We start from the raw sequence: 1,328 nt of genomic DNA, 5'->3' as shown, positions 1-1,328 counted from the left end.
TAAAAAAATGCTCGGAATAGAAGACCCAAATATATATTTAGATGACATGCCCGTTGTATTCGAAAAAATCAAGCAAGTTAAAAACGTCGTTGTCCAGGGGAAATTATCTTACACCCCACGGTGTTGTAAGAAATGCGGCATCACAAACGATTCCCACCAAGATATCATCAAGAACGGGACGAAGCTGTCCACAATAAAGCTGACCCACATCAATTTCCAGCCGGTTCTCCTGCGTCTGAAGAAACAACGTTTCTTGTGTAAACACTGTGATCAAACCTTCATCGCTGAAACAAAACTCGTTGAACGACACTGCTTCATTTCCAACATTATTAAACGGACAATTGCGATGGAACTGCGGGAAATCCAGTCCATGAGATTGGTGGCACAACATCTTTCCGTTTCCAGCAACACGGTCATCCGGGTCCTTGAAAAAATATCAGAACCATTGGCACCCAACCATATCTATCTCCCGCAACACCTTTCCATCGATGAATTCAAGTCCGTCAGAAATGTGTCCGGTGCCATGAGCTTCCTGTTTCTTGATGCCCAAAACCACCGGTTGATCGATGTCGTCGAGGACAGACGGCAGAATCAGCTGATTGACTACTTCATGCGCTATCCCAAGGAATCGCGTTACAGCGTGAAGACTGTCACGATGGACATGTACTCCCCGTATCTAGCGGTCGTAAAAGACTGTTTTCCTAAAGCGCAAATCGTGATCGATCGGTTCCATATTGTCCAACACCTGAACCGGGCACTCAATTCGTTCCGTATCCGCGTCATGAATGAAGCCAAGAAAAAAAGCGAGACGGACTACCGGAAGCTGAAGAAACAATGGAAACTGCTTTTGAAAAATGAATGGGAATTAAACGTCATCGATTATCGGACGCACCGGCTTTACGAGGGGCTGGTGACCGAGAAGATGATGGTGGATTATTTATTACATATCAATCCCCGTTTACGCCAGGTTTATACCTTGGTGAATGACCTACGTTTCGCCCTCCAAAGACATGACTTTGACCAATTCAAAACCATTTTAGAAGAATCCAGGAAATATGTACTGCCCAAAAAAGTCCGTACCACCGTGCAGACTCTGTTTAAGTATCAGGAAGGCATCCGGAATGCTTGTGTGTATACGTTGTCCAACGGGGCCATCGAAGGGGTCAACAATAAAATAAAAAACATCAAGCGTTCTGGATTCGGTTATCGAAATTATAGTCACCTGCGTGCACGCATCCTCATCAGTTACCGCCTGACTGCGAGCCAATTTGAGCCGAAGGCACTCCATTACAAGGAGGAAAAGCGCCGACAAGAAGAAAAAGAAAAAG

At 45.1% G+C, this 1,328-nt stretch carries 1 protein-coding gene; it reads left to right on the top strand.

Annotated features, from left to right (window positions below; translation table 11 throughout):
- A partial coding sequence (locus PVE40_RS12745; protein WP_338033485.1) for an ISL3 family transposase occupies positions 1 to 1,328 on the top strand: 1,328 nt, incomplete at both ends.

The sequence above is a fragment of the Jeotgalibaca caeni genome, assembly GCF_028863945.1.
GTDB classification, from domain to species: domain Bacteria; phylum Bacillota; class Bacilli; order Lactobacillales; family Aerococcaceae; genus Jeotgalibaca; species Jeotgalibaca caeni.
Note: the sequence above shows the minus strand (reverse complement) of the source record. Positions and strands in the feature narration are given on the sequence as shown.